The sequence below is a fragment of the Candidatus Finniella inopinata genome, assembly GCF_004210305.1.
In the GTDB taxonomy this organism is placed as follows: domain Bacteria; phylum Pseudomonadota; class Alphaproteobacteria; order Paracaedibacterales; family CAIULA01; genus Finniella; species Finniella inopinata_A.
In genome coordinates, this window is the sequence record NZ_SCFB01000018.1 from 1 (window position 1) to 1,698 (window position 1,698).

Sequence of the window (1,698 nt, forward strand, 5' to 3'; positions counted from 1 at the left end):
AAAACAGCTCGAAACTTCCTGGGAGCCATACATTTGGTTGCTGCGGCTATTTGGCTTAATTGATGACACGCCCTAAACAATAATAGAAATCTAAAACTTATTTATGCAACACAGCCCTACTCCTCTACCAGCTACTTTTATGGGAAAGAAAAGCGCCCAGATTGACACTGAACCGTCGTATTGGATAGGTGGTGAATGTAGCCATAGATCATATCTGATTCAGTGGATAAACTTTTTTCTTGAGAGAGGCTATAAAGAATCTCTTTTTCATATGGTTGAATATGTGGGTTAAGTTTTCTGGTTACGTCAGGACTCCCAAGTATAAAATTATATTGTTCAGTTCCAAAAATTCCACAATAAGTTAAGTCACGTAAAGAAAATCTATTGTTTTCCCCATCATAAGAGGAGGATGCATAAGGAAATTTTGAGTGATAAATAATAATGAAATCATCTCCTGCGTGGCCTTTAAACCTATCCCTTAATTCATCTCTCATTCTCCTAGAAAACCCTTGAGCGTATTGTTGTTCTTTTTTAAATTCCCTCAATTGTTCTAAGCAGCCATCGCACATATCAAAAGTTCCAAATAATTCGAAGCCATATGTATAAACGTTTTCTTTATCATCTTTAGGAGGCATAAAAGATTGCACAATGGAATCTGCATTTTTTGTCCAAAGGTTTTGCATATCTTCTATAAACTGTAACTCTGAATGGCCTGCCGTGGATTTACGAACATAATAATTAAAGCTAGACTCTGCTGTTGATCTAGAACTGACCCAATCTGTTGTCTTTCCATTTGTTTGCATAACAGCCTCATTCAAAGTTTTAGAGCCGTAACAAAATCCTTGGGCTAATAAATGATTCCGATAATGGTCCCTCTGAGAAGCTTCCCACGTATAGTTAATGTGCTTTTCTGTGTTTTTCCTTAAAAGCGGGAAATCTTGATCTTGAACAACAAGTTTTTGTGTGTAACGTGCCACTACATATGGTTCATATGGGTCACGGTACAAATGCCAGTTAGAATAATCATCTGTCCATTCGTCAAAATCAGTACGTGTTAAGGAAAGAGGACGAAGTTCCGGAACTGAGACTTTTAAGGATAAAGCCTGCATTTTTTTATCTAAACCTTCCAGCGAGTCCTTACTTTCTTTGGCTTCAGAAGAGTGGGTCTCTTGTAATCCTAGAAAAAAAGCATAAAACAATAATAGGAGCCTTAATATTTTGTATTTTTTTATAAACATTGTAGCCCTCTAAGCTTAGAAACTTATTGAAATTTTAAAAAGATTTTTTACGAAACTGTACAAGTTCACCCCTTTTGAGACTCAAGCAGCCTTTTTGAGTAGGATGTTATGAACATATTGCATAGGTGTTGATCCTTTCAAGTTAGAATGTGGTCGGTAGGTATTATATTTGTTAAGAGCTTTGTTGAGTTCAATCCTCATGGCTTCGATAGAATCGGCTAAGAGGTTAGAGTTTGTATAGAATTCTTCTCTAAAGATTCTGTTCCCTCGCTCGACTCTCCGATTATAACCCTAATTCGGGATTAGGCCATGAAATTTAATGGCTGGTTTCTTGGTTTTGAAGGCATAAGCAACGAGTGTAGAGAAGATGTGGATAAAGGCATTTGGCTGTGTTGCATAAATAGGATTATGGTCGAGGAGAAGTCTTTTAAGTGTTGATTTTAAGCCATTTTTTGTGATT

At 36.6% G+C, this 1,698-nt stretch carries 1 protein-coding gene and 1 pseudogene; both read right to left on the minus strand.

Going from position 1 to position 1,698, the window contains the following annotated elements:
* Positions 1 to 137: 137 nt before the first annotated feature.
* A complete protein-coding gene (locus EQU50_RS07595; protein ID WP_130154526.1) occupies positions 138 to 1,238 on the minus strand; it encodes a hypothetical protein in 1,101 nt (366 codons plus the stop codon).
* An 81-nt stretch (positions 1,239 to 1,319) separates the two neighbouring features.
* A pseudogene (locus EQU50_RS08675) lies at positions 1,320 to 1,526 on the minus strand (integrase core domain-containing protein); the annotation flags it as partial.
* Positions 1,527 to 1,698: the final 172 nt, after the last annotated feature.